Origin of the sequence: Pseudomonas putida (assembly GCA_041879295.1) — a bacterium.
Taxonomy (GTDB): Bacteria; Pseudomonadota; Gammaproteobacteria; order Pseudomonadales; family Pseudomonadaceae; genus Aquipseudomonas; species Aquipseudomonas putida_Y.
In genome coordinates, this window is record CP047152.1 from 4,108,007 (window position 1) to 4,133,323 (window position 25,317).

22 protein-coding genes, 7 tRNA genes and 1 pseudogene are annotated in these 25,317 nt (G+C 61.3%); 6 read left to right on the forward strand and 24 right to left on the reverse strand.

The features are described 5' to 3' along the window. Nucleotides 1-39: 39 nt before the first annotated feature. From GST84_18820 to GST84_18840, 5 genes are all read right to left on the reverse strand, one after another. Nucleotides 40-483: an Hsp20 family protein gene (locus GST84_18820; protein XGB14272.1), complete on the reverse strand. Its 444-nt coding sequence runs from the start codon at nucleotides 481-483 to the stop codon at nucleotides 40-42. A 489-nt stretch (nucleotides 484-972) separates the two neighbouring features. Continuing rightward, nucleotides 973-1,944, reverse strand: coding sequence for a tRNA dihydrouridine(16) synthase DusC (locus tag GST84_18825; GenBank protein ID XGB14273.1), 972 nt, complete (start codon nucleotides 1,942-1,944; stop codon nucleotides 973-975). A gap of 51 nt (nucleotides 1,945-1,995) precedes the next feature. After that, a complete protein-coding gene (locus GST84_18830) occupies nucleotides 1,996-2,430 on the reverse strand; it encodes an acyl-CoA thioesterase (protein XGB14274.1) in 435 nt (144 codons plus the stop codon). Between the two features lie 102 nt (nucleotides 2,431-2,532). Continuing rightward, nucleotides 2,533-3,411 carry an alpha/beta fold hydrolase gene (locus GST84_18835; protein XGB14275.1) on the reverse strand — a complete coding sequence of 293 codons (879 nt, stop codon included), beginning with the start codon at nucleotides 3,409-3,411 and terminating at the stop codon, nucleotides 2,533-2,535. Nucleotides 3,412-3,426: 15 nt separating this feature from the next. After that, nucleotides 3,427-3,966 carry a TetR family transcriptional regulator gene (locus GST84_18840; GenBank protein XGB14276.1) on the reverse strand — a complete coding sequence of 180 codons (540 nt, stop codon included), beginning with the start codon at nucleotides 3,964-3,966 and terminating at the stop codon, nucleotides 3,427-3,429. A gap of 288 nt (nucleotides 3,967-4,254) precedes the next feature. Here GST84_18840 and GST84_18845 point away from each other — a divergent pair, with 288 nt between their 5' ends. Beyond that, a complete protein-coding gene (locus tag GST84_18845; protein ID XGB14277.1) occupies nucleotides 4,255-5,595 on the forward strand; it encodes a hypothetical protein in 1,341 nt (446 codons plus the stop codon). An 11-nt stretch (nucleotides 5,596-5,606) separates the two neighbouring features. Further along, on the forward strand, nucleotides 5,607-6,215 hold the full coding sequence (locus GST84_18850; protein ID XGB14278.1) for a DUF1851 domain-containing protein: 609 nt from the start codon (nucleotides 5,607-5,609) through the stop codon (nucleotides 6,213-6,215). 23 nt (nucleotides 6,216-6,238) lie between these two features. On the opposite strand, the pseudogene GST84_18855 reads toward GST84_18850, so the two are convergent. The 8 genes and pseudogenes from GST84_18855 to GST84_18890 form a co-directional block, all read right to left on the reverse strand. Then, a pseudogene (locus tag GST84_18855) lies at nucleotides 6,239-6,451 on the reverse strand (IS66 family transposase). A gap of 92 nt (nucleotides 6,452-6,543) precedes the next feature. Next, nucleotides 6,544-6,619, reverse strand: a tRNA-Glu gene (locus GST84_18860). 42 nt (nucleotides 6,620-6,661) lie between these two features. Continuing rightward, nucleotides 6,662-6,737, reverse strand: a tRNA-Ala gene (locus GST84_18865). A 61-nt stretch (nucleotides 6,738-6,798) separates the two neighbouring features. Further along, nucleotides 6,799-6,874, reverse strand: a tRNA-Glu gene (locus GST84_18870). 42 nt (nucleotides 6,875-6,916) lie between these two features. After that, nucleotides 6,917-6,992: transfer RNA gene (locus GST84_18875), tRNA-Ala, on the reverse strand. 51 nt (nucleotides 6,993-7,043) lie between these two features. Further along, nucleotides 7,044-7,119, reverse strand: a tRNA-Glu gene (locus tag GST84_18880). Between the two features lie 72 nt (nucleotides 7,120-7,191). Continuing rightward, a tRNA-Ala gene (locus GST84_18885) sits at nucleotides 7,192-7,267 on the reverse strand. A 280-nt stretch (nucleotides 7,268-7,547) separates the two neighbouring features. Beyond that, entirely contained in the window at nucleotides 7,548-9,029 is a 1,482-nt protein-coding gene (locus tag GST84_18890; protein ID XGB14279.1) for a glutamate--tRNA ligase, read from the reverse strand. A 143-nt stretch (nucleotides 9,030-9,172) separates the two neighbouring features. On the opposite strand from GST84_18890, the gene GST84_18895 reads away from it, so the two are divergent. Together GST84_18895 and GST84_18900 are read left to right on the forward strand one after the other, a co-directional pair. Further along, complete coding sequence (locus tag GST84_18895) at nucleotides 9,173-10,228, forward strand: HlyD family efflux transporter periplasmic adaptor subunit (protein XGB14280.1); 1,056 nt, start codon at nucleotides 9,173-9,175, stop codon at nucleotides 10,226-10,228. Beyond that, nucleotides 10,218-11,768, forward strand: a complete 1,551-nt coding sequence (locus GST84_18900) for a DHA2 family efflux MFS transporter permease subunit (GenBank protein ID XGB15806.1) — start codon at nucleotides 10,218-10,220, stop codon at nucleotides 11,766-11,768. Before GST84_18895 ends, GST84_18900 begins: the two co-directional genes overlap by 11 nt. 127 nt (nucleotides 11,769-11,895) lie before the next feature. On the opposite strand, the gene uvrB is transcribed toward GST84_18900, so the two are convergent. Continuing rightward, complete coding sequence (gene uvrB, locus GST84_18905) at nucleotides 11,896-13,911, reverse strand: excinuclease ABC subunit B (GenBank protein XGB14281.1); 2,016 nt, start codon at nucleotides 13,909-13,911, stop codon at nucleotides 11,896-11,898. Nucleotides 13,912-14,195: 284 nt separating this feature from the next. Here uvrB and GST84_18910 point away from each other — a divergent pair, with 284 nt between their 5' ends. Together GST84_18910 and GST84_18915 are read left to right on the forward strand one after the other, a co-directional pair. Continuing rightward, the gene (locus tag GST84_18910; protein XGB14282.1) at nucleotides 14,196-15,392 is read left to right on the forward strand and encodes an aminotransferase class I/II-fold pyridoxal phosphate-dependent enzyme; all 1,197 of its coding nucleotides are present in this window, start codon (nucleotides 14,196-14,198) and stop codon (nucleotides 15,390-15,392) included. A gap of 62 nt (nucleotides 15,393-15,454) precedes the next feature. Then, nucleotides 15,455-15,530 (forward strand) — tRNA-Asn (locus tag GST84_18915). Between the two features lie 350 nt (nucleotides 15,531-15,880). Here GST84_18915 and GST84_18920 read toward each other — a convergent pair. The 10 genes from GST84_18920 to fabF all read right to left on the reverse strand — a co-directional run bounded on the left by GST84_18920 (nucleotide 15,881) and on the right by fabF (nucleotide 25,187). After that, nucleotides 15,881-16,441, reverse strand: coding sequence for a DUF1285 domain-containing protein (locus tag GST84_18920; protein XGB14283.1), 561 nt, complete (start codon nucleotides 16,439-16,441; stop codon nucleotides 15,881-15,883). A 10-nt stretch (nucleotides 16,442-16,451) separates the two neighbouring features. Beyond that, entirely contained in the window at nucleotides 16,452-17,057 is a 606-nt protein-coding gene (locus GST84_18925) for a DUF4823 domain-containing protein (GenBank protein XGB14284.1), read from the reverse strand. A 66-nt stretch (nucleotides 17,058-17,123) separates the two neighbouring features. Further along, nucleotides 17,124-18,092: a radical SAM protein gene (locus GST84_18930; protein ID XGB14285.1), complete on the reverse strand. Its 969-nt coding sequence runs from the start codon at nucleotides 18,090-18,092 to the stop codon at nucleotides 17,124-17,126. Nucleotides 18,093-18,350: 258 nt separating this feature from the next. Next, entirely contained in the window at nucleotides 18,351-18,986 is a 636-nt protein-coding gene (locus GST84_18935) for a TetR family transcriptional regulator (protein ID XGB14286.1), read from the reverse strand. Nucleotides 18,987-19,468: 482 nt separating this feature from the next. Continuing rightward, nucleotides 19,469-20,251, reverse strand: coding sequence for a YchF/TatD family DNA exonuclease (locus GST84_18940; protein XGB14287.1), 783 nt, complete (start codon nucleotides 20,249-20,251; stop codon nucleotides 19,469-19,471). Nucleotides 20,252-20,281: 30 nt separating this feature from the next. After that, nucleotides 20,282-21,268, reverse strand: coding sequence for a DNA polymerase III subunit delta' (locus tag GST84_18945; protein ID XGB15807.1), 987 nt, complete (start codon nucleotides 21,266-21,268; stop codon nucleotides 20,282-20,284). Further along, nucleotides 21,261-21,893 (reverse strand): dTMP kinase, encoded by a 633-nt coding sequence (locus GST84_18950; GenBank protein ID XGB14288.1) that lies wholly within the window; start codon nucleotides 21,891-21,893, stop codon nucleotides 21,261-21,263. The genes GST84_18945 and GST84_18950 overlap by 8 nt, the downstream gene beginning before the upstream one ends. A gap of 9 nt (nucleotides 21,894-21,902) precedes the next feature. Beyond that, nucleotides 21,903-23,123 carry an endolytic transglycosylase MltG gene (gene mltG, locus GST84_18955; protein XGB14289.1) on the reverse strand — a complete coding sequence of 407 codons (1,221 nt, stop codon included), beginning with the start codon at nucleotides 23,121-23,123 and terminating at the stop codon, nucleotides 21,903-21,905. Nucleotides 23,124-23,127: 4 nt separating this feature from the next. Further along, nucleotides 23,128-23,943, reverse strand: a complete 816-nt coding sequence (pabC, locus tag GST84_18960; GenBank protein XGB14290.1) for an aminodeoxychorismate lyase — start codon at nucleotides 23,941-23,943, stop codon at nucleotides 23,128-23,130. Next, nucleotides 23,943-25,187 carry a beta-ketoacyl-ACP synthase II gene (gene fabF / locus GST84_18965; protein ID XGB14291.1) on the reverse strand — a complete coding sequence of 415 codons (1,245 nt, stop codon included), beginning with the start codon at nucleotides 25,185-25,187 and terminating at the stop codon, nucleotides 23,943-23,945. The genes pabC and fabF overlap by 1 nt, the downstream gene beginning before the upstream one ends. Between the last annotated feature and the right edge of the window lie 130 nt (nucleotides 25,188-25,317).

Below are 25,317 nucleotides of genomic sequence, written 5' to 3' on the forward strand. Positions count from 1 at the left end.
GGGCACCCCTGGGGGGTGCCCTTCTTCATTGCAGCGCGATCAGTTCAGCGCTGGTTTCTCGCCATTGATCGGGATGCGTTTGGCCTTGGCTTCTTCAGGCACGATGCGCAGCAGGTCGATGCTGAGCAGGCCATTGGCCAGGCCGGCGGCCTTCACTTCGATGTGATCAGCCAGGCGGAACGACAGCTTGAAGGCGCGTTGTGCGATACCCTGGTGCAGGTAGGTCACTTCAGCGGCGCTATTGTCGCGCTTGCCACCGGTCACGGTCAGGACGCCTTTTTCGACCTGCAGGTCGAGGTCCTCTTCCTGGAAACCGGCTGCAGCAACCACGATGCGGTAGTGGTCATCGCCATGCTTTTCCACGTTATAGGGCGGGTAGCTGCTACCGGCCTCGTTACGTGCCGCTGATTCGAACAGGTCGTTGAAACGGTCGAAACCAACGGAATGACGGAACAGTGGAGCAAGAGAGAAAGCAGTAGTCATGGTCATAAACTCCTGAGATTCAGCAAGTAAGTCATTACGCGACCCGGCTTCGGCATCGCGTACTCAAAAGATATGGCCGAGGGAAATGCTTTCAAGGGGCAAACAGAAAAAATCTGATTTTTTTGCATGGGGCCTGACGGCCCCTTCGCGGGTGAACCCGCTCCTACGACGGCCTGTGCCCAGCCACCGACATGCGCCCACGCCCGATCAGGTGTAGGAGCGGGTTTACCCGCGAATACGGCAGCGGCGGCAACGGTGAATGGCGGGTGGAGATTGGCCAGCAGGCCCGCCCCTTTCGCGGGTGAACCCGCTCCTACGACGGCCTGTGCCCAGCCACCGACATGTGCCCACCCCCGATCAGGTGTAGGAGCGGGTTTACCCGCGAATACGGCAACGGCGGCAACGGTGAATGGCAGGTGGAGATTGGCCAGCAGGCCCGCCCCTTTCGCGGGTGAACCGTACAGGTGCAGTACCCGCGAAGAGGCCTGCTCAGGCGACGCAAGCCTCAAAGGTATGAGTCTCAACCCCCAGCAACCGGCTGATCCGCGCGCAGTCATCTTCCCGGCGCAACTCGGCAAACAACACCACCGCTTCGGGGTAACTGCGAGTCAGCATCGCCAGCCACTGTTTCATTCGCCCCGGTGCATAACGCGGCGACAATTTAGCCTGGGCCTGGCGCCAGAACTCACGCAACAGTGGCAGCAAGTCATCCCAGCTCATCGGCTGATAGTCGCGCCCGTCCCGCGCCGCTGCAATCTGCAGGCCCAGGTCCGGGCGCGATACCAGCCCGCGGCCGAGCATGATGTCTTCGGCACCACTGACCTCGCGGCAACGCCGCCAGTCATCGACCGTCCAGATTTCGCCATTGGCAAACACCGGCACCTTGACCACATCCTGTACCCGCGCCACCCACTCCCAATGCGCTGGCGGCTTGTAACCCTCAACCTTGGTCCGTGCGTGCACCACCAGGTGTGCCGAACCACCTTCGGCCAACGCCGTGGCGCACTCCAGTGCACCGTCGGGGCTGTCGAAGCCCAGGCGCATCTTCGAGGTCACCGGGATATTCGCCGGTACTGCACGCCGCACTTCACGCACAATGGCGTGCAGCAACTCCGGCTCTTTGAGCAGTACCGCACCACCGCGCGACTTGTTCACCGTCTTTGCCGGGCAACCGAAGTTCAGGTCGATCACCGGCGCCCCAAGCTCGCAAGCCAGTGCGGCGTTTTCCGCCAGGCATACCGGGTCCGAACCCAGCAATTGCACACGCATGGGCACACCGGCAGCCGTGCGCGCGCCTTGGCGCAACTCAGGCGCCAACTTGTGGAACGAGGACGCCGGCAACAGACGGTCGCACACGCGAATGAACTCGGTGACGCACCAGTCGATACCGCCCACGCGGGTCAATACGTCGCGCAGGATGTTGTCGACCAGCCCCTCCATGGGGGCCAGGGCAATTTGCATGTCGGTGTCTCAGCGGAAAAAGCCGGCAGTTTAACAAAAATTGCCGGCGGCTCAGGCACCGATCAGCGCCGGGCCGTAACCCTCGACGAATTCCGCCGGCATGCGCCTGGGCTTGCCGCTGGACAGCTCGATGCAGGCAAATGTGGTTTGCGCGCGCAGCAGCGTCACACCATCGCGCGGGCGCTTGAGCTGAAAACGCCGGGTCATGCGCAGGCGCTGGTCCCAGTCAATGATCCAGGTAGCCAGTTGCAGCTCATCGTCCTCATAGGCAGCGGCCAGGTAGTCGATTTCGTGGCGCACCACGGCCATCGCCCGGTCAAGGCGCCGGTATTCGGCCAGGTCCAGCCCCAGGCGCTGGGAATGGCGCCAGGCGCAACGCTCAAGCCAGGTCACGTAGACCGCATTGTTGGCGTGGCCAAGGCCGTCGATGTCCTCGCTGCCCACGCGCAGGTCGATGACGAAGGGTGTTGCCAGGTCCCAGCTCATTTTCGCTTCCTTGGCGCAAAAAGCGATTTAGCAGCGATCTGCAGGACAATGTCCAGCCCCTGTGAGCCTGACGCGGCTGTTATGGAGGGGCTTGCCCGCGAATCAGACAGCGCGGCGAATGGCACCGGCGATGCCGATGTTCACGGCTGAAGCGGCTCCTGCACTGACCGCATCAACCCGGGCCAGCAGTTCGAGCACGGCTTCACTCAGCCGCGGATCGGCCAGCACCCGCTGGTGCCCCCCCTCTTCCAGCAGCATCAGACGGCTGTCGAACCAGGCCTTGTGGATGACATGTGCCTCATCTGGGGGCACGAGAGCATCATCGGTGGCATGCACCACGAGCCCCGGCAGCTCCAGCTGGTAACCAGCGACATCCAACCGCGCAATCTGCATGCCCACATCGCGCTCAACCTGGCGAATGAACGCTGCCCGCGCCCGTGCTGGCAGCCCCAGACGATGGGCGAAACCACGTAATACACCCAACAATTGCGCCGGGGCCGCAATGCTGACAGCCGCCTCTGCGCGCAGGCCCATCTGTAAAGCCAGCAGCACGCTCGCCCCACCCATGGAATGGCCAATGACTGCACGCAACGGCGGCAACTCAGCAGCAGCTTCCAGCAACGCCCGGGCAAACAGCACCACGTTCGCTTGCTCGCCTGGCGAACGGCCATGCCCAGGCCCTTCCAGCGACACCACCGTATGCCCCGCCTGAACCAAGGTTTCGATCAGGGCGGCAAACTGCGTCGGGCGCCCCTCCCAACCGTGCATCAGCAGCACGGTCGGCCCTTGACCCCAGCGCAAGGCAGACAGGCCGAAGCGCAGTGCAATTCGCTCGGCGCTGGCCAACACAGGCAGCTCCCAATCCCGCGGCGGCAGGTTGCGCGGGGTCATGAAGGCTCGGCGCATCTTGCCCGCGACATGCTCGGGGGCCAGGCGGCCCAGGGTGCCATTGACACCGCGAATCCAGTTCAGGGTGGTCATCGCCATGCTCCAGGGTTAAAGCACCGCCGATTTGGCGGCGCGTAAAATACGGTCAGACAGATCACTGGCCCCCAGGGCCCGGGCCAGCGCCAGCCCTCCCACCATCAGGGCCAGGTCGGCCAGCGCTTTGTCGGCATCCTCAGGGCGGTCGACCATCGCTGCAGTCATCAACTCGATGTGCTCGGCCAGCACCTCGCGGAAAACCTCCGGCAGGCGCTGCATTTCGCCCAACGCATTAGGCAGCGGGCATGCATGCACTTCGCAGTCCCGGTGCTTGCGCGAGAGGTAGAAGGCGCCAGCCAGCGCTCGCCGACCGGCGCCATCGAGATTGGGGTCGATCTGGGCGAGCAAGGCTCGGCGCTCACCCAACAACTGGCGGAACGCTTCGAGCATCAGCTCGTCCTTGCTGTCGAAGTGCGCATAGAAGCCACCGACGGTCAGGCCTGCCGCACCCATTACCTGGCTGACGCTGGGCTCGGCCGGGCCGTGCTGGATCAGCGCACTGCGCGCAGCCTCCAGAATGCGTTCGCGGGTTCTGCTCTTCTTGTCGCTCATCTGGCACGCACCAAACAAAATATGATGATCGAAATATTATCCTCATCATATTTTTTTGCAAGCAGAATCTGCGACGCTTGTCGGTAACCGTACGTAGAACACATCTTGCGTAGATTTGCCATCCACCTCCCGATGCGGAAAAGTTTACGATCTCATCGGCCTTTTGCGTCAGCACATCCTTAAGGTACTCTTCTAGGCGATGTCGCTATACCGTTTGCCAGTATCCTATCCAGACCAAAAAGCGGGCTGCTGCCCCCTCAAGCACTCAAATTGTCAGGGAGACATCGGGTGTTTTTATCGCATATTGTGCCGTCGTGGCAGCAGATTGAAGATCGGATAAGGCGGGAAATGGGCTATCAAAATGGTGCCCGATATCGAAACCACTGGGGTGAACCTGTCCCTTCCCTGAGCCTCAATATCCGCCGCGTTGCAAGCGTCCGCTCTGCGCTTCATCAGGCTGAGTGGCAAGCGAGTGAGCTACTTCGCCAACGTTTCGCCGATCTCGACATTTCCAGCATCCTCAAAGACCTCATTGATGTTGTCACGCAGATGGCAATGATCGTCGCTGGTAGCACCTTGACCGGAGGTGCTATCGGCGCCGGTGTGGGTGCATTCTTTGGAGGTGCTGGCGCTGTTCCGATGGGGGCTGCGGGGGCTGCAATGGGTTTGCAGGCTAGCAGCTGGATACTGGCGATACTTGGCCTGCAGTCTATTGCAGAATTTTTCGTCGAAGGCTTGCCGCGCATTGGCAGTTATTATCTGACAGGAATTAAAACTGCATGGGAAGGAACACGAGGTGATGATGGTTTAACTCCCTTCAGCCAGGATGATCCCCTAGCAATTCGAAGCGCTGCCCATAACATGGCGCTAGGCCACGTTGAAGTCGTCATTCTGTTACTGGGCGCCATTGTCGAATACTTGACTCGTGGTCGAGGTAACGCTGGCAGGCTAGCATTAGAGATGCGTGCCAGTCCAAAAGGGGCAAGAATTGGCCAGTGGATGGTCGAGCATGAAGATGCGTTGAAGCGCAGACCTGACCTGCAAAAGGCGGAGCCGCTCAGAGGGCCGCTGGCGAGCCAGAAGTCACCTCCAAACCACTCAGAGAGAAGAGACAAAGAGCCCGCCAAGGGTAAGTCGAACACCATGCCGCTGCATGAGGTTGAATGCTTCAAGGCAGATAAAATGCCTGCCTCCAAAATTGGCGAGTTCGAGCGGCAGTTGCAGGGGCAAGAGAACGGGTTGAATCGGCTTACTGTTGATGAGTATTTGAAGAATATTGCTAATCCGGTGAAACGAAGCCCTGCGGCTGCCAAAAAGGCACGCAAGGATCTACAAGATCAATTGGAAGAGCGTTTTCTGAATGATTTTCCAGACTTGGATGTACTCGAAGCGGAGGAAGCTGCAATAAAAAAAGCCAAGGAAACGATGGCAAACCTTGCTGGGCTGCACAACCCCGATCTGAGTGCTGGTGGCAAGGATATCATTGGCGACTTCGGTGACCGACAGGTTAACTCCAGCATTGGGCCTCAGTGGAGACCAAAAATTCAAAACCTTAAAGCAGCTGCTGAGAAGGTACCTGAATCCTTGCGGGATTCAACTTTCCTCAACGTGAAATTACACAAGTGCTGAAGGAGGCATCCGTGGACAAGGTATTTGCTAGATTCCTAGAAAAGTTTGGCAGCCCGGTTGATCGTCAGGAAGTGCCAGCTTCGAGTATCGAGCGTTATAGGGGTAAACTACCCAATCAGCTTCTGGAATATTGGGCTGAGCACGGCTGGTGCGGATACGGTGATGGAATTTTTTGGATAGTGAACCCGCAAGAATACGAAGGAGTGGTGGCTTCGTGGCTTGAGGGAACAGAATTTGAAAAACGCGACACTTACCACCTAATTGCCCGTGGAGCGTTCGGCGATCTCTATCTATGGGGCGAGAAAACGGGATTTTCACTGAAGATAACCAGCGTCTTTTCGCGATGCGTAATTCATGACTTTGAACCCACCCCCGAGCAAATGGATCGTAAGCTTCAAGACTTTATCGTGTCCAGAAAAGTGGACTCTAACGATGTGGAAGATTTGTTCAAGGCGGCAAGAAAAAAGCTCGGCACTCTTCGCCATGATGAGATGTATGGTTTTGTTCCAGCGTTAATGCTTGGTGGGTCGGCATCCCTTGATCATGTTGAGAAACTAAAAGCAGTGGAGCATTTAATTCTGCTGTCTCAGCTCGCAGAGCTTGAGCCATATAGTTTTTAAGGCATGCTTGCCGCCTGAAGTATCTAAGCTAGTTGCCGCTTATGCGGCAGCAATTGATCGATTTCACTGGCCCGCTGCGTCGGCAGCCGCATCAGAACGTCTTTGAGATAGGCGTACGGATCGTGCCCATTCATGCGCGCTGACTGGATCAGGCTCATGATTGCAGCCGCCCGCTTGCCGCTGCGCAGCGACCCGGCAAACAGCCAGTTCGAGCGTCCGAGTGCCCACGGCCGTACGCTTGTCGGGGAAAAATTACTGGAAGGGAAAAACAAAAGGCCCATTCAATAAACGAATGAGCCTTTAAAGTCCCGCAAAACGCGGGTAAACGTGGCGTCCCCTAGGGGACTCGAACCCCTGTTACCGCCGTGAAAGGGCGGTGTCCTAGGCCACTAGACGAAGGGGACGTAACCTTCGCGAAGATCCACTTGCGTGAACCCTGGCAGAAATGGTGGAGCTAAGCGGGATCGAACCGCTGACCTCCTGCATGCCATGCAGGCGCTCTCCCAGCTGAGCTATAGCCCCGAAACAAAAGGCTCATCAATAATCGACGAGCCTTTTAAAGCCCTGCAAAACGCAGGAAAAGTGGCGTCCCCTAGGGGACTCGAACCCCTGTTACCGCCGTGAAAGGGCGGTGTCCTAGGCCACTAGACGAAGGGGACGTAACCTTCGTGCCGATCCGCTAACGCGAACCGCGGCAAAATTGGTGGAGCTAAGCGGGATCGAACCGCTGACCTCCTGCATGCCATGCAGGCGCTCTCCCAGCTGAGCTATAGCCCCGGATTTCTAGCCTCGCGGCCCAGCGACATACCAACATCGCTTGTGTAAAACTGGCGTCCCCTAGGGGACTCGAACCCCTGTTACCGCCGTGAAAGGGCGGTGTCCTAGGCCACTAGACGAAGGGGACGAACCTTCTTACCTTCAAGACCCGGTTGCTGGACCCGGTCTTGCTTATCAGCCTTGGCTGCTAAGCGGAATTTGGTGGAGCTAAGCGGGATCGAACCGCTGACCTCCTGCATGCCATGCAGGCGCTCTCCCAGCTGAGCTATAGCCCCACAATGTCGCTTTGAACTGAACCGCTGGCTGGGTGCCTGGCGTTTCGTTTCCGTTCATCGCTGTGGACGGGGCGCATATTAAGATCGGATTGCAGGGCTGTCAAACTAATTTTCAAAAATATTCAAAAATTTTTTCACAGATAACAATCACTTACCGCCCTGCCCCGGTTTTTTGGGGCTTAGTTGGCCTGTGGGAGCGGGCGTGCCCGCAAATGCGGTATTGAATTTACCATTGCATTCGCGGGCACGCCCGCTCCCACAGGTTAGGTGCAAAGCTGAATCAGGCAATGGAAGCCAACAGCTTTTCCCACTCTTTGTTTTCTTTCTTCGACACCCCACCCAGCAGGTCCAGGGCCTGGCGCAGGCGGTAGCGGGTCAGGTCGGGACCGAGGATTTCCATGGCGTCCAGCACCGAAACCGAGCTGGCCTGGCCGGTGATGGCGGCGAACATCAGCGGCATGGCGTCACGCAGCTTCAGCTCCAGCGCCTCGACCACGGCCTGGATGCAACCGGTGATGCGCTCTTTTTCCCACTGGCGCAGGCTTTCAAGCTTCCACAGGATCAGCTGGATCACCTGGCGCACCTGGTCGGCCGACAGTTTCTTGCTTTCGAACAGCTTGGCGTCCAGCTTGAGCGCGCCTTCGAAGAAGAACCCGCCCAACGGGGCAACCTGGCTGAAGGTTTCTACCCGGCCCTGCACGTGCGGGGCAATCTTCATCATGTAGTCGCTGTTGAACGCCCATTTCTGCAGGCGTGCGGCGAATTCCTCTACCGGCAGCTCGCGCAGCCACTGGCCGTTGAGCCAGGACAGCTTCTCGATGTCAAAGATCGGGCCGCCCAGCGAGATACGCGACAGGTCGAAGTGCTCGACCATTTCGGCCAGCGAGAACTTCTCGCGCTCGTCAGGCATCGACCAGCCCATGCGGCCAAGATAGTTGAGCATCGCTTCAGGCATGAAGCCCATGCGCTCATAGAAGGTGACCGAGGTCGGGTTCTTGCGCTTGGACAGTTTGGATTTGTCCGGGTTGCGCAGCAGCGGCATGTAGCACAGCTTGGGCTGCTCCCAACCGAAGTACTCGTACAGCTTGATCAGCTTGGGCGCCGATGGCAGCCACTCTTCCCCACGCAGCACGTGGGTGATGCCCATCAGGTGGTCGTCGACCACGTTGGCCAGGAAGTACGTCGGCAGGCCGTCGTTCTTCATCAGCACCTGCATGTCCATGCGGTCCCACGGGATCTCGACATCGCCGCGCAGCATGTCCGGCACCACGCAGATACCTTCGCTCGGCACCTTCATGCGGATCACGTGCGGCTCGCCAGCGTCCAGGCGGCGCTGTACTTCTTCGGCGCTCATCAGCAACGCACGGCCATCGTAACGCGGGGTTTCGCCGCGGGCCTGCTGCTCGGCACGCATCTGCTCCAGCTCTTCGGCGGTGCAGAAGCAGTAGAAGGCGTGGCCGGCGTCTACCAGTTCCTTGGCGTACTTGGCGTAGATTTCGCCACGCTCGCTCTGCCGGTAAGGGCCATGCGGGCCGCCGACATCCGGGCCTTCGTTCCATTCGATGCCAAGCCAGCGCAGGGCGTCGAAGATCTGTTGCTCCGACTCACGCGTGGAGCGCAGCTGGTCGGTGTCTTCAATGCGCAAGATGAACTCACCGCCGTGCTGCTTGGCAAAGCAGTAGTTGAACAGGGCGATGTAGGCAGTGCCGACATGGGGGTCGCCGGTAGGCGATGGCGCGATACGCGTGCGTACGGTGGTCATTGAGAGTCTCGAACGAAAGATGAAACAAAGGCGGGATGTTAGCAGGAGGCGGGCACCGGGCTCCAGCAATGGCGCGAACGTCACTTGTCGACAGGCCCTGTGCCGCTGTTAAATTTGTTTACATTTCTGGAACGATAGTCCCCATGCCTGCCCAACTCAAACGCCGCCTGACGATCTTCTTCACCCTGGTGGCCATCATTGCCCTTGCCTTCCTGGCCCACTGGTACTTCAAGGGCCGCTTCTACGAAAGCACCGACAACGCTTACGTGCAGGGCGAGATCACCCGTATCTCCAGCCAGCTCGGTGCACGCATCGAAACAGTCCCGGTCGCGGACAACCAGCACGTCAACAAGGGCGACCTGCTGGTGCGCCTGGAGCCCGCCGACTTCGAGCTGGCGGTCGAACGCGCCCGCGCCGCCCTGGCCACCCGCGAAGCCGAGTACGCGCAAGCGCAAAGCCGCCTCACCCAGCAAGGCAGCCTGATTGCCGCCGGCCAGGCCCAGCTGGCGGCTACCCAGGCCACTTTCGACCGTTCACGGCTGGACCTGAGCCGCGCCGAGAAACTGCGCAAGCCGGGTTTTGTCTCTGAAGAGCGGGTCACTACCCTGTCGGCGGACAGCCATGTCGCCGGTTCCCAGGTCGACAAGGCACGCGCCGACCTGCAAAGCCAGCGCCAGCAGGTCACGACCCTGAACGCCGAACTCAAGCGCCTCGATGCGCAAATCGCCAATGCCCGCACCGACCTGGCCCAGGCCGAGCTGAACCTGACCCGCTGCGAAATCCATGCACCGATCAGCGGCACCATCGGCCAGCGCAGTGCGCGCGATGGCCAGGTGGTGCAGGCTGGCGCCTACCTGCTGTCGATCGTGCCGGATGAAGACATCTGGGTGCAGGCCAACTTCAAGGAAACCCAGATCGGCCGCATGCACCCCGGCCAGCGCGCGGAGCTGGTGTTCGACAGTTACCCCGACACACCGATCGAAGGCCGGGTGGACAGCCTGTTCGCCGCGTCCGGTGCGCAGTTCAGCCTGCTGCCACCGGACAACGCCACCGGCAACTTCACCAAAGTTGTGCAGCGCATCCCGGTAAAACTCACGTTCCGCGCCGACAACCCGTTGCATGGGCGTATTCGCCCCGGCATGTCGGTGACCGCCACTGTCGACCTGCGCAGTGAAGACCAAGACCACAATGGCCGGTGACCAACTGCTGCGCCCCACGGCGGAGCCAACCCGGCGCGACTGGATCGCGGTGATGAGCGTGATGCTCGGTGCCTTCATGGCAGTGCTGGACATCCAGATCACCAACTCCTCGTTGAAGGACATCCAGGGCGCACTGTCGGCGACGCTGGAAGAAGGCTCATGGATTTCCACCTCGTACCTGGTAGCGGAAATCATCATGATCCCGCTAACAGCCTGGCTGGTGCAGCTGCTGTCGGCGCGGCGCCTGGCAGTGTGGGTATCCGGCGGCTTCCTGCTGTCGTCGCTGCTATGCTCGATGGCCTGGAACCTGGAGAGCATGATCCTGTTCCGTGCCTTGCAGGGCTTCACTGGCGGCGCGCTGATACCGCTGGCCTTTACCCTGACCCTGATCAAGCTGCCCGAGCACCACCGCGCCAAAGGCATGGCGATGTTCGCCATGACCGCCACTTTCGCCCCCTCCATCGGCCCCACCCTGGGCGGCTGGCTGACCGAGAACTGGGGCTGGGAGTACATCTTCTACATCAATATCCCGCCGGGCCTGCTAATGATCGCCGGCTTGTTATACGGGCTTGAGAAGAAGGAGGCGCACTGGGAGCTGCTGAAAAGTACCGATTACGCCGGGATCGTCACGCTCGGACTTGGGTTGGGCTGCCTACAGGTGTTTCTTGAGGAAGGCCATCGCAAGGACTGGCTGGAGTCGCACCTGATCGTCGGCCTGGGCAGCGTTGCCCTGGTCAGCCTGATCACCTTCGTCATCTTGCAGTTTTCCAAGCCACATCCACTGATCAACCTGCGCATTCTTGGCAACCGCAACTTTGGCCTGTCGAGCATCGCCAGCCTGGGCATGGGCGTGGGCCTGTACGGGTCGATCTATCTGCTACCGCTGTACCTGGCGCAGGTACAGGGTTACAACGCGTTGCAGATTGGCGAGGTGATCATGTGGATGGGTATTCCGCAGCTGTTCCTGATCCCGCTGGTGCCGCAACTGATGAAGGTGATATCGCCCAAGGTACTATGCGCGCTGGGGTTTTGCCTGTTCGGCGCTGCCAGTTTCGGTTCGGGGGTGCTCAACCCGGACTTTGCCGGGCCGCAGTTCAACCATATCCAGATCATCCGCGCCCTGGGCCAACCGATGATCATGGTGACCATCTCGCTGATTGCCACCGCGTATATCCAACAACAGGATGCAGGGTCCGCGTCGAGCCTGTTCAATATTCTGCGTAACCTCGGTGGCGCGATTGGTATTGCCTTGCTGGCCACCCTGCTGGATGCGCGCACCAAGGTGTACTTCGACTACCTGCGCGAATCGGTGGTGCCGAGCAACCCACAGGTGGCTGAGCGGCTGGCGCAACTGGCGGAGCGCTTGGGCAATGACAATGCGGCGCTGGGCAAACTTAGCGAGATTACCCACCAGCAGGCACTGATCATGGCTTACAACGATGCCTTCCACTTTGTCGGGATCGGGTTGGCGGTGAGCATGGTGGCGGTGTTGCTGACCCGCAAGTTGCCGGAGGGGCTGAAGGCTGGGGAGGCCCACTGAGGCTATTACAGATTAGATGCGGTCCCTGTGGGAGCGGGCATGCCCGCGAACACCGGCGCAGCCGGTGCCAGCCACCGCATTGAATTCTTCGCGGGCACGCCCGCTCCCACAGGGCCCGCGCCCGGCTTCAGCTGCTGATCAACCGCTCCCGCAGCTGCGCAATCTCGTCACGCAACTGCGCCGCAGCTTCGAACTCCAGGTCGCGGGCGAACTGCATCATTTTCTCTTCCAACTGCTTGATGCGCTTGGTGATCTCGCCCGGCGTACGTAGTTCGGCCTCGTAACGGGCGCTCTCCTCTGCCGCCTTGGCCATGCCCTTGCGCTTCTTGCTGCGCGCACCGGGCACGGTGGCGCCTTCCATGATGTCGGCGATGTCCTTGACCACCCCCTTGGGCACGATGCCGTTGGCTTCGTTGAAGGCGATCTGCTTCTCGCGGCGGCGCTCGGTTTCATCAATGGCCCGCTGCATGGAGCCGGTGACGTTATCGGCATACAGGATGGCTCGGCCATTGAGGTTACGTGCAGCGCGGCCAATGGTCTGGATCAGGGAACGCTCGGAACGCAGAAAACCTTCCTTGTCTGCATCGAGGATGGCCACCAGCGACACCTCGGGCATGTCCAGGCCCTCGCGCAGCAGGTTGATGCCCACCAGTACGTCGAAGGTGCCCAGGCGCAGGTCGCGGATAATCTCTACCCGCTCCACCGTATCAATGTCCGAGTGCAGGTAGCGTACCCGTACGTCGTGGTCGGCCAGGTAATCGCTGAGGTCCTCGGCCATGCGCTTGGTCAGCGTTGTCGCCAGCACACGCTCGCCTGCCGCAACACGCTTGCGGATCTCGGACAGCAGGTCGTCGACCTGGGTCAGCGCAGGGCGTACCTCTACCTGCGGGTCGACCAGCCCGGTCGGGCGCACCACCTGCTCCACCACGCGCCCGGCATGCTCGGCCTCGTAGGGGCCTGGGGTGGCCGAAACAAAAATGGTCTGCGGGCTGACATCCTCCCACTCGTCGAAACGCATCGGCCGATTGTCCAGCGCCGAAGGCATGCGGAAGCCGTACTCGACCAGGGTTTCCTTGCGTGAACGGTCGCCCTTGTACATGGCGCCCACCTGCGGGACGCTGACGTGGGATTCGTCGATCACCAGCAGCGCATCGGGCGGCAGGTAATCGTACAGGGTGGGCGGCGGCGCCCCGGCCGGGCGCCCGGACAGGTAACGCGAGTAGTTTTCGATGCCGTTGCAATAGCCCAGCTCGAGGATCATCTCCAGATCGAAGCGGGTGCGTTGCTCCAAACGCTGCGCTTCGACCAGCTTGTTGGCCTTGTGCAGGTATTCCAGGCGATCTTTCAGCTCTTCCTTGATGCCCTCCACTGCTTCCAGCAGGGTTTCCCGCGGGGTGACGTAGTGGCTCTTGGGGTAGAAGGTGAAACGTGGCAGCTTGCGGAAAACCTCACCGGTCAACGGATCGAAAGCGGCGATGTTCTCCACTTCATCGTCGAACAGCTCGATGCGGATGGCTTCCAGATCCGATTCGGCCGGGAAGATGTCGATTACGTCGCCGCGTACCCGGAAGGTGGCGCGGGCAAAGTCCATTTCGTTGCGGGTGTACTGCAGGTCGGCCAGGCGGCGCAGCAGCGCGCGCTGGTCGAGCTTGTCGCCACGGTCCACGTGCAGGACCATTTTCAGGTAGGTCTCGGGGCTGCCCAGGCCGTAGATGCACGACACAGTGGTCACGATGATCGCGTCACGCCGTTCCAGCAGCGCCTTGGTCGCCGACAGACGCATCTGCTCGATGTGGTCGTTGATCGAGGCGTCCTTCTCGATGAAGGTGTCTGACGACGGCACATAGGCTTCCGGCTGGTAGTAGTCGTAATAGGAAACGAAGTACTCCACCGCGTTGTTGGGGAAGAATGCCTTGAACTCCCCGTACAACTGCGCGGCCAGCGTCTTGTTGGGCGCCAGCACCAGCGTGGGCCGCTGCACCTGCTGGATGACGTTGGCAATGCTGAAGGTCTTGCCCGAACCGGTCACCCCGAGCAACGTCTGGTGCGACAGCCCCGCCTCGATGCCTTCAACCAACTGGCGGATAGCCTCGGGCTGGTCGCCGGCCGGCTGGAAACGTGTGACGAGCTGGAACTCGGACATGAAGGACCTCACGGTGCAGCAGCTGTAAATTTAGCCAGTAGTCTATACCCAAATGCGCCCGTTCGGGGGCGCTTTCAAGGCACAGGTGTGGGCCTGTGCAACGGTGGACACGGCAATTGGACCAATGGTCGAAAAATATTTGCGCAAATAGCCCTAAAAGCTGTGCCAGAGTGTCGCGGTGACCGGTCGGTATCACTATACTGACTCCCCGTTTGTGCACCGCTTCAGTGCATTCGGCTGGAGCGTGTACGCCCTATCACACTCCAATCAGAGCCAAGGTAACAATGAGCCTGTTTTCCGCTGTCGAGCTGGCACCCCGCGACCCTATTCTGGGCCTCAACGAAGCATTCAACGCCGACCCACGTACCGACAAGGTCAACCTGGGCGTAGGCGTGTATTGCAATGAGGAAGGCCGCATTCCGCTGCTGCGCGCCGTGATCGAAGCCGAAACCCAGCGTGCCGCCCAGCACGCTTCGCGCGGCTACCTGCCGATCGACGGCATCGCCACCTACGACCAGGCTGTGCAGAAGCTGCTGTTCGGCGCCGAGTCGCCACTGCTGGCCGCTGGCCGCGTGGTCACCGTGCAGGCCGTCGGTGGTACCGGCGCGCTGAAGATCGGCGCCGACTTTCTCAAGCGCATCTCGCCAGACGCCGTGGTTGCCATCAGCGACCCGAGCTGGGAAAACCACCGTGCGCTGTTCGAATCGGCCGGCTTCCCGGTGCAGAACTACCGCTACTACGATGCGCCGACCAACGACGTCAACCGCGCTGGCATGCTCGAAGACCTCAACGCCCTGCCGTCCGGCTCGATCGTGGTGCTGCACGCCTGCTGCCACAACCCGACGGGCGTCGACCTGAACCTGGACGACTGGAAGAACGTTCTGGAAGTAGTCAAGGCCAAGGGCCACGTGCCGTTCCTCGACATGGCCTACCAGGGCTTTGGTGACGGTATCGCCGAAGACGCCTTCGCCGTGCGCCTGTTCGCCGAGTCGGGCCTGGAGTTCTTTGTTTCCAGCTCGTTCTCCAAATCGTTCTCGCTGTACGGCGAGCGCGTCGGCGCACTGTCGATCGTGACCGCCTCCAAGGACGAGAGCACCCGCGTGCTGTCGCAGGTCAAGCGCGTGATCCGCACCACCTACTCCAACCCGCCAACCCACGGCGCAACCATTGTTGCCACCGTGCTGAACAGCGCAGAACTGCGCCAGATGTGGGAAACCGAACTGGCCGAAATGCGCGAGCGTATCCACGGCATGCGCAAGCAGATGGTATCGCTGCTGGCCGAATACGGTGCCAACCGCGACTTCAGCTTCGTTGGCCGCCAGGTCGGCATGTTCTCCTACTCGGGCCTGACCGTTGAACAGGTTGCCCGCCTGAAGAACGACTTCGGCATCTATGCCCTGGACACCGGCCGTATCGCGGTGGCCGCGCTGAACCAGAGCAACATCCACGTGGTGACCAAAGCTATCGTGGAAGTGCTGTAACTCATTGTTTTGCCTGGGGGTGGGTTGACTTCTCCCGGGCAATCAGTAAGATACGCGCAGATTCCGCGATAGCTCAGTCGGTAGAGCAAATGACTGTTAATCATTGGGTCCCTGGTTCGAGTCCAGGTCGCGGAGCCAAACATTGAAAAGCCCCCGTGTTGCGTAAGCAACCGGGGGCTTTTTCGTTGTTCACCGGAAGTATGTCGGCGCCTGGTAGATCGAGCGCCGCCCGCGCGGCGCATCGCGAGCTGTGCTCGCTCCTACATTTGTTTCTGGCCAATCATTCCTGTGCCATTTGCGCGCGGACGCCTTGGCGCATGGCGCAATATCACGTCGTACAAACAAGGCGGTCGCGCGCGCCTGTAACAGACGTTACTGGCCCGAAACAAACGTAGGAGCGAGCGCAGCTCGCGATGCGCCGCGCGGGCGGCGCTCGATCTGCCGGGCAGCACAAAACCCAAGACATGCACCATCCAGCCCCAGAGCCCTCAACGACTACGCCCAATCGGGTAAAACTGACCCTGGCTCCATACGCCCAACCATTCCTCCCCCTCGATCACACGCGGCACCGCCAGCTCCACCAGTTGGTAAAACACATTGCGATGTATCAGCGCCTCCAGGTTGCTGCGCATCAGCACATACGGTGATGGCTCCTGCGTCACCGGGTCGATCACCACCCGCAGAGGGTTATCCGGACCGGCCTCGACCTGGTCCTCGACATTGCTGGTAAAGCGCAGCACCTGTTGTTCGCCTTCCCCCTGCACTTCCAGCAGCACGGCCACGAACGGCGCATCGTCGACACGAATGCCGACCTTCTCTACCGGGGTGATCAGGAAATAGTCATCGCCATCGCGGCGAATGATGGTCGAGAACAGCCGCACCATCGGCTTTCGCCCGATCGGCGTGCCCAGGTAATACCAGGTGCCGTCGCGGGCGATGCGCATGTCGATGTCACCACAGAAATCCGGGTTCCACAGGTGCACCGGCGGCAGCCCCTTGGCCTTGGGGATCTGCGCCAGAAGGTCATTGGCCTTGCCGGAGTCACTCATCACGCTTGCCTCATTCACTCATGCCCAAGAGGCTACGAGCGTACTCGCGCATCGGCGCGCCAAGCAAATCCTCCGGGGTGTTGTCGTGGAACGTCAACAAACCGCCACGGCTCTTGATGCGTGCGGTGTCGATCAGGTAGCGGGTATTGGTTTCGATCAGCATCATCTGCACCACGCCAGTGTCCCAGCCCAGACGGTCGACGGCCTGCTCGTCATACCACTCGTCACCATTGCCGATGCGATCGTCGGTACGAGCGAAGCGGGTGTACAGTAGGTAGTCGGCGCCTACCGAGCGCGCCTGGGCAATGGCCTCTTCCAGGCCCAGCGGCCCCTGGGCGCGACGCACCATCGGGAAGTATTCAACGAAACTCTTGAACGCCTGCTGAGCCACTGCATTCTGCCGAGGCGCCGGCCCCTTGCCCGGCGGCACGAACGCACCTTGGCCGATGAAGATGAATGAATCAGGCTGCAGGCGGATCGACAAGGTGCGACGGGTTTCGCTGTGGTCCAGCAAACCGGCATCGCTCATGTGATAGCGGACGCCCTCGCCCATATCACTGACATTCATGCAGCCGCCCAGCGCCATCAGCGCCAGCAGCAAGACCAGGCTACGCATCTTTCCTCCAGTGGCCGGCGACGAAAAACCGGCGAATAGCCGGCGGATGCAGCTTTTGCGCCAGCTTCAGCCACCGATCACTTTCATGACCGTCACGCCGCCGGAAAAGGCCAGGTCCTGTTTGTCTGCCAATGCCTTGACCAACAACCGCTGCAAGGCCGGCAACGCCTGATGACGCGGCTTTTCCAGCAGGTCGCCGACGAAGTGCCGGTTACCAGACGACAGGCAGCCATGCAGCCAGCCCGTGGAAGACAGGCGCAGCCGCGAGCAAGTACGGCAAAACGGCACGCTTTCGTTGGCTATGACGCCGAAGTGGCCCCTGCCAGGGATGTGGTAACGCATGGCAGTGGCGTCCAGCGGCGCATCCACCTGGGCGTAGGTATGTTGGCCGCCGATCAGCGCAAGCAGTTGGTCGAGGCCGACAAACTGTTGGAGGAAGGCGTTGCGATCATGGGCAAGATGGCCCATGCGCATCAGTTCGATGAAGCGCAGCTCGAAGCCGCGCGCGAGGCAGTAATCCAGCAGCGGCAGTACCTGATCGAGGTTTTTCCCTCGCATCGGCACCATGTTGACCTTGATTCGCATGCCCAGGGCGCTCGCCCGCTCCATTCCGTCCAGTACAGTACCCAGGTCGCCGCCACGAGCAATCTGGCGGAAAGCCAGCGGGTCGAGGGTATCGAGGGAAACGTTCAGCCGACGAATCCCGGCCGCCTGCAGTTGCGGCAACTTGCGCGCCAGCAACTGGCCATTAGTGGTCAGCGAGATGTCGTCAAGGTCGAGTTTGGCCACGGCAGCCAGAAAGGCATCCAGACGCGGGCTAACCAATGGCTCACCGCCAGTTATGCGCAGGCGCTCGATGCCGGCAGCTTCGATCAGATAGGCCACGCCACGGGCCAGGGCATCCGCCGACAGCTCGTCCTGCGCCGCCACCAGCCGCTTGCCGTCAGGTACGCAGTAGGTACAGGCGTAGTTGCAGGCAGCCGTCAGGCTGACGCGCAGGTTGCGAAAGCGCCTGCCTTGACGATCGACGATCATGAGTGACTCCGACATGGATGAGGGGGCTGGCAAAACCTGACTCATAAATCAGGTTTTTGCAAGCCCCCAATGAACAATGCCGAATGTTCAAGCGATAGCCGAACGCTGCAGGCTGCGCTGGCGCGCAGAGAACCCACGATGCAGTACTTGTGGCAGCGGGCGTACCCGCGAAGAATCAAACGCGGTGGCTGGCACCGGCTGCGCCGGTGTTCGCGGGCGTGCCCGCTGCCACAGGGCCCATGCAGTTTCGTGCAATGCTCAGTTCGAGGGTTCCGGGTCGCGCTTGCGCTTATTGCCCATCCGCACACCAATATCCATCAGGAACTGGAAGAAACCTTCCTGGTCCTCCAGCACATTGCTCCAGAACGGCGAGTGGTACAGCGCCACAGCGCCGTGCACCAGCGCCCAGGCAGCGCAGTAGTGGAAATACGGCGGCACGTCTTCGAGCTTGCCTTCGCTGATTCGGCCCTTGATCAGCAGGGTTAGGCGGTCGAAGTTGGAGGCACGGATGCTGTGCAACTGCTCGACCATTTCCGGCACCTGATTGCCCTTGACCACCTTTTCCTCAAGGCGGTCGAACAGCCGGTAGCGTTGCGGGTCGCGCATGCGGAACTCGAAGTAGGCGCGCGACAGCGCTTCCTTGTCACGGTCGACGTCGGCCGAGTGCAACAGCTCGTTCAGGTCACGCTCGTAGTCGAGCATCAGGCGAAGGTAGATCTCCGCCTTGGACTTGAAGTGCTTGTAGATCGTGCCTTTGCCGATGCCCACGGCGTCGGCGATCATCTCGACAGTGACGCTGTCTTCACCTTGCTCGAGAAACAGCTTGAGCGCGGTATCGAGGATTTCCTGTTCGCGACGGCGAAACTCACGGACCTTACGAGGTTCTTTCTGCATGGGAAGGACTGGATGACAATCGAAGCGGTTTATTATGCCTAACTTGCGGGAAATTGCACGGATCATCCACACATGTCTGTGTTTCACGATACATACAGCCATGCGCTGCGGGAGGAATGAAACGTTGGCGTATTCCAAATCTGTTTAAAAAACGTCCAATATGCACTGGCACTGCGCCAAACCTGACCAATACTTGAAGTGTTGGCGCGGCGCATCCCCCCCAGTGGCGCGCCGATAAAGGTGCTCAGGGACCGCGTACCTTTGTTTTACTCCTAATGGTCTTAACCCGGATTCCTCCCCCAGAACCCGGGTTTTTTTTGTGTTTTTGTGGGGAGGATGGTGTGACGGCTGTCAGGTGCGTGCCGCAAGAGTTTCAGCGCCCGTGAGATCGAGCGCCGCGCGGGCGGCGCTCGATCTCATAGGCGCTGCAAGGGCTGTGGCAGGCACCTTGTAACCCTCACGCAATCTCTAACCCCGGTGAATCAATCCACACGCGCCAACGGGAACAGACGCTTGAAGTTGGCGGTAGTCTGCTCGGCCAACTGCTCATAACTGGCCCCACGCAGGGAAGCCACATACTCCGCCACCTCCCGCACATACTGCGGCAAGTTCGGCTTGCCCCGGTGCGGAATCGGTGCCAGATAGGGTGAATCGGTCTCCACCAGCAAGCGATCGACAGGCACCTGCCGCGCCACCTCACGCAACGCCTCGGCATTGCGGAAGGTCACGATTCCAGACAGCGAAATGTAATAACCCAGGTCCAGCGCCGCCTTGGCCATGTCCCAGTCTTCGGTAAAGCAGTGCAGCACACCAGCCTGCGGCAGGTTGGCCTCACGCAGCAGCGCCAGGGTATCGGCGCGCGCCGCCCGGGTATGCACGATCACCGGCTTGCCGGTCTGCCTCGAGGCCTCCAGGTGCAGGCGGAACGAAGCCTGCTGCAACTCGGCAGCCTCCGGCTCGTAGTGGTAATCCAGCCCGGTTTCACCAATCGCCACCACATGCGGGTGGGCCAATTCGCGCAATAACCATTCCAACGCCGGGGTTTCACCAGGGGCCAGGTCCAGCGGGTGCACGCCTACCGAGCAGTCGACGTCAGCGTACTGCTCGCTCAGCGCCTTCACTGCCCCCGCATTCTCGGCACTGACGCCAATGCACAGGAAATGCCCGACCCCACGCTCACGCGCCGCCTGCAGGGCAGCATCCAGGGAGCCCTGGTGGGCACTGAGGTCAAGACGGTCGAGGTGGCAATGGGAGTCTACGAGCATGGGATAACGGCACACATGAAAAATGGGAGATCAGCGGGCACCCGGCAGTTGCAGCCAGTGAGCCAGCAGCGATTCAAGCAGCAAGGCACGGTTGAGGTTGGCCTTGCCCAGCACCTTCTGGCGCTGCTCGAGGATCCATGCCTGCACCTCCAGCACCTTGGCCTGTCGGCTCTTCTGGGCCAGGTACTGCACGACCTTGCGCATATCGGCCAAGCCTAACCCTTCCTCGTCCTGGGTCAACTGGTAGCGCAGGATCAGGTGCGACCAATCGCAAAACCAGTCGAACAGCAGTAACAACGGCACACTGCTCCAGGCATCGGCCAGCTGACTGGGCGATTGCTGCTGCTTGAGCAACTTCTTCACCCCGTCGGTAACCAGCGCACGTTGCTCGCGCACACCCTGCGCCTGCAAGCTGACCGCCATCAATGGCGAACCCGCGGCCAGCGTCAGCAGCTCATCGCGCTCGACCTCGTCGCAGTCGGGTAACGCGCCGGCCAGCCATGCCTGGCTCTGGGCCAGGCTGGGCTGCGGACAGACGACCTGCTGGCAGCGGCTCTTGATCGTCGGCAACAGACGGCTGGGCTGGTGCGTAACCAGCAACAACACGGTATCACCGGAAGGTTCTTCAAGGCTTTTAAGCAGGGCGTTGGAGGCATTGACATTCATCGCCTCCACCGGCTCGATCAACACCACCTTGCGCCCGCCCAGCTGCGCGGTCTGCACCACAAAAGCCACCAGGTCACGCACCTGGTCGACCTTGATCGGCTTGTCAGCCTCTTCCGGTTCGAGGACGAAGTTGTCCGGGTGGCTGCCGGCCTTGAGCAACAGGCACGACTTACACGCCCCACAAGCGTCCAGACCCTGCGGCTGCTGGCACAACAGGCGCGCCATCAGGCGCTCGGCCAGGGCCCGCTTGCCAATACCCTGCGGCCCATGCAGCAGATAGGCGTGGGCGTGCCGGCTACGCCCGGCCAGTTGCTGCCACAGCGCCTGCTGCCAGGGGTAGGCCTCAGCCACGGCAACGCCCCAAAATGCCTGGCAGCAGTGCGTCGATGTCACGCTGCACAGCCTCCAGGGATTGTGCCGCATCAAGCAAGCTGTAGCGCTGTGGCGCACCCTGGGCGCGCTGCAGGTACGCCTGGCGCACCGCTTCGAAGAAGGCCTGCCCTTCCTGCTCGAATCGGTCCAGGCGGCCACGGGCAGCGGCTCGGGCAAGGCCCACTTCTACCGGCAGGTCGAAGACCAGGGTCAGGTCCGGGCGCAGGTCGCCCTGGACGAACTGCTCCAGGGTAGCGATACGCTCGACCGACAACCCACGACCGCCGCCCTGATAGGCATAGGTAGCGTCCGTGAAACGGTCACACAGCACCACAGCCCCACGGGCCAGCGCCGGGCGGATCACCTGCGCCAGGTGCTGGGCGCGAGCGGCGAACACCAGCAGCAGCTCGGTGTCGGCCGCCATGGCTTCGTCGCTCGGGGCCAATAACAGTTCACGCACCTTTTCCGCCAGCGGCGTGCCGCCTGGCTCACGGGTCAGCACCACGTCCAGGCCGTGCTCGCGCAGGCGCGCGGCCAGGTAGTCGCGGTTGGTGCTCTTGCCCGCACCTTCGGGGCCTTCCAAAGTAATAAACAAGCCGCTCACAGGCAGTCCTTAATGTTGTTCGTCAGGCGTCGGCCGCTCGGCCGCTTGCGCACCGCCGGCAGGGGTATCCTGCGCGGGCGCTTCATCGGGGGCTGGCTGCGCAGCAGGCTCGTCCGCTGCCGGGGGCTCAGGGCGCTGCGCGTCATCGGCGCCCGACGCCTGTTCAGCATCATCGGCAGCTGGCTTTGCCTCTCGCTGCGGCGCGGGGCTGGAGCGGTAGTCCGACCGGCGCTTGAGCTGGAACTCGCGCACCGCCGAGTTGTGGCCGTCGAGGTCGTCGGAAAACACATGGCTGCCATCGCCACGGGCGACGAAGTAAAGGCTGGTGCCATTGGACGGGTTGAGCGCCGCATGAATCGCTTCGCGGCCGACCATCGCGATCGGTGTCGGCGGCAGGCCGGTCATGGTGTAGGTGTTGTAGGGCGTAGGCTCGCGCAGGTCAGCGCGGGTGATCTTGCCGTTGTAGCGTTCACCCATGCCATAGATAACCGTCGGGTCGGTCTGCAGCATCATACCCAGACGCATGCGCCGCACGAACACACCGGCGATCTGCCCGCGCTCCTGCGGAATGCCGGTTTCCTTTTCTACCAGGGAGGCCATGATCAGCGCCTGGTAGGGGTCACGATACGGCAGGTCGGTGGAACGCTCAGCCCACTCCTTGGCCAGCACTTCGTCCAGGCGCATGTAGGCCTGCTGCAGCAACTCGACATCGGTCATACCCCGCACGAAGCGGTAAGTGTCGGGGAAGAAGCGGCCTTCGGGGAATACGCCGGTATGGCCGAGCTTGTCCATGACCTCGGCATCCGACAAGCCATCGAGTGTATGCTTGATCTTTTCATGCTTGGCCACGGCCGCGCGCACCTGGCGGAAGGTCCAGCCTTCGACCAGGGTGAGGTTGTACTGCACCACGTCGGCACGGCGCCAGGCGTCGAACAACTGCTCGACGGTCATGCCTGGGGTAAGACGATACTCGCCGGTGTGCAGGGGGGTGCCGGCCATGTTGAAGCGCCAGTACAAACGCAACCAGACGGCGTCGTCGAGCAACCCTTCTCGTTGCATGCTGTAGAACATGCGGTTTGGGTTAGTGCCATTGGGCACATCCAGCAGGCGTTCCTGCGTGACGTGCAAGGGCTGCTCCAGGACCGAGTTGACCTTCCAGGCCGACCAGCCAAACGCCAGGCCGGCAAGGATCAAGCCCATTTCCAGCAACAGCAGGAATTTACGTCTCACGAATTCAGGTTTCCAGTAACGTACGGGCAACGGCCTGCAGTTTACGAGTGAGCGGGCCCGGCGACCAGTTTAGCGCGGCTACGCCACGCACAGGCCAAATGCCGTAAACGCTATTGCAAACAAATACTTCATCAGCTTGCTCCATCGCGTCGAACGACAGGTCGCAGACTTGTACCGCAATACCCAGCAGTGGGGCCTGTTCCAGCAGTGCGGCACGCATCACGCCCGCCACCCCACAACGGCTAAGGTCGGCGGTAAGCAGCACACCATCACGCACCAGAAACAGATTGCTGTATACCCCTTCGATCACCCTGCCCTGCGCGTCACGCATCAGGCCTTCGGCATGGTCGTTGTCCTGCCATTCGGCACGGGCCAGCACCTGCTCCAGGCGGTTGAGGTGTTTGAGGCCGGCCAGCAGTGGTTGTTCCCCAAGCCGGGTCTGGCAAGGGAACAACCGCACGCCATGCTCGGCATGCTCGGCAGGATAGCGGGGTAATGGGCTGCCTTGCAGGATACGCCGCGGCGCAGCATCGACCGCCGGTGCATAGCCTCGCTGACTGTCGCCACGAGTAAGGATGAGTTTGGCGACACCCTCGCCCAACTGGCTGGCGTAGCGCAGCAACTCGTCGCGCACCAGCGCCAGGTCGGCGTTGATTGCCAGGCGCTGGCAGCCCAGCGCCAGGCGTGCGAGGTGGCCGTCCAGCAAGCTGGGCCGGGCGCCTCGCACAGCGATGGTTTCGAACAGGCCATCGCCGTAGGCCAGGCCGCGGTTCTGCAGGTTGAGTGCAGTCGCAGGCTGGCCGTCGATCCAGCTGTGCATCAGCCGGCAAACCGGCGGAATACCAGCGAGCCGTTGGTGCCGCCAAAGCCGAACGAGTTGGACAGCACCACGTCGATCGGCATGCTGCGCGCCTGATGGGGAACGAAGTCCAGGTCACAACCCTCGTCCGGCTCGTCCAGGTTGATGGTCGGCGGAGCCATCTGGCTATTGATTGCCAGCACGCTGAAGATCGCCTCCACCGCGCCCGCGGCGCCCAGCAAGTGACCCGTCATCGACTTGGTCGAGCTGACCGCCAGCTTGTAGGCATGCTCGCCGAACACGCGCTTGATCGCCGCCACTTCCGCCACATCGCCCGCCGGGGTAGAAGTGCCGTGGGCGTTGATGTAGCTGACTTCTTCCGGCTGGATACCGGCATCGCGCAAGGCGTTGGTCATGCAGCGGGCAGCGCCTTCGCCAGAGTCAGGCGGCGAAGTCATGTGGTAGGCGTCACCGCTCATGCCAAAGCCAACCAGCTCGGCATAGATAGTCGCACCGCGGGCCTGGGCGTGCTCCAGCTCCTCGAGCACCAGGGCACCAGCACCGTCGGACAACACAAAGCCGTCACGGCCCTTGTCCCACGGGCGGCTGGCCCGGCTTGGCTCGTCATTGCGAGTAGACAGCGCGCGCGAAGCACCAAAACCGCCCATGCCCAGACCACAAGCGGCCATCTCGGCGCCACCGGCGATCATCACGTCAGCTTCACCGTAGGCGATATTGCGTGCGGCCATGCCAATGCAATGGGTGCCGGTGGTGCAAGCAGTGGCGATAGCGTAGTTCGGCCCCTGCAGGCCCAGGTGGATCGACAGGAAACCGGAGATCATGTTGATGATCGAACCCGGCACGAAGAACGGCGAAATGCGGCGCGGCCCCGAATCGTGCAGGGTGCGGCTGGTTTCCTCGATGTTGGTCAGGCCACCGATACCCGAGCCCATGGCCACGCCAATACGCTCGCGGTTGGCGTCGGTAACCTCCAGGCCGGCACTACGCACCGCCTGGAAACCGGCCGCCAGGCCGTACTGGATGAACAGATCGAGTTTGCGGGCCTCTTTGGCCGACAGGTACTGCTCAACCTCGAAGCCTTTCACCGAGCCGCCAAAACGGGTGGAGTAGGCAGACAGGTCCGTGTGTTCGATCGGACCAATGCCACTGCGGCCAGCCAGAATGCCCTGCCAGGTGCTCGGTACATCGGTACCCAGTGGCGACAGCATACCCATACCGGTGACCACGACGCGTCTACGCGACACAGTACTCTCCTTTTCTAATAACAGAGTCTCTTGCCATTGCATTCAAGCACTGGAATGCAATGGCAACAGACTCTTGGTGCGCGGTGAACGAAGCAGCCTGAAAACGCGAGGCGCTCGCAAAGAAAAAACC

Excerpts from the sequence above, each read along its gene's own strand:
- GST84_18840 (XGB14276.1), bottom strand. The coding sequence starts at position 3,966 with ATGAGCGACAAGAAGAGCAGAACCCGCGAACGCATTCTGGAGGCTGCG.
- GST84_18920 (XGB14283.1), bottom strand. The coding sequence starts at position 16,441 with ATGAGTGACTCCGGCAAGGCCAATGACCTTCTGGCGCAGATCCCCAAG.
- GST84_18825 (XGB14273.1), bottom strand. The coding sequence starts at position 1,944 with ATGCAAATTGCCCTGGCCCCCATGGAGGGGCTGGTCGACAACATCCTG.
- GST84_18925 (XGB14284.1), bottom strand. The coding sequence starts at position 17,057 with ATGCGTAGCCTGGTCTTGCTGCTGGCGCTGATGGCGCTGGGCGGCTGC.
- GST84_18940 (XGB14287.1), bottom strand. The coding sequence starts at position 20,251 with ATGCTCGTAGACTCCCATTGCCACCTCGACCGTCTTGACCTCAGTGCC.
- GST84_18895 (XGB14280.1), top strand. The coding sequence starts at position 9,173 with ATGCCTGCCCAACTCAAACGCCGCCTGACGATCTTCTTCACCCTGGTG.
- GST84_18930 (XGB14285.1), bottom strand. The coding sequence starts at position 18,092 with ATGATCGTCGATCGTCAAGGCAGGCGCTTTCGCAACCTGCGCGTCAGC.
- uvrB (XGB14281.1), bottom strand. The coding sequence starts at position 13,911 with ATGTCCGAGTTCCAGCTCGTCACACGTTTCCAGCCGGCCGGCGACCAG.
- GST84_18820 (XGB14272.1), bottom strand. The coding sequence starts at position 483 with ATGACTACTGCTTTCTCTCTTGCTCCACTGTTCCGTCATTCCGTTGGT.
- GST84_18910 (XGB14282.1), top strand. The coding sequence starts at position 14,196 with ATGAGCCTGTTTTCCGCTGTCGAGCTGGCACCCCGCGACCCTATTCTG.
- GST84_18935 (XGB14286.1), bottom strand. The coding sequence starts at position 18,986 with ATGCAGAAAGAACCTCGTAAGGTCCGTGAGTTTCGCCGTCGCGAACAG.
- pabC (XGB14290.1), bottom strand. The coding sequence starts at position 23,943 with ATGCACAGCTGGATCGACGGCCAGCCTGCGACTGCACTCAACCTGCAG.
- GST84_18900 (XGB15806.1), top strand. The coding sequence starts at position 10,218 with ATGGCCGGTGACCAACTGCTGCGCCCCACGGCGGAGCCAACCCGGCGC.
- GST84_18890 (XGB14279.1), bottom strand. The coding sequence starts at position 9,029 with ATGACCACCGTACGCACGCGTATCGCGCCATCGCCTACCGGCGACCCC.
- GST84_18830 (XGB14274.1), bottom strand. The coding sequence starts at position 2,430 with ATGAGCTGGGACCTGGCAACACCCTTCGTCATCGACCTGCGCGTGGGC.
- GST84_18835 (XGB14275.1), bottom strand. The coding sequence starts at position 3,411 with ATGACCACCCTGAACTGGATTCGCGGTGTCAATGGCACCCTGGGCCGC.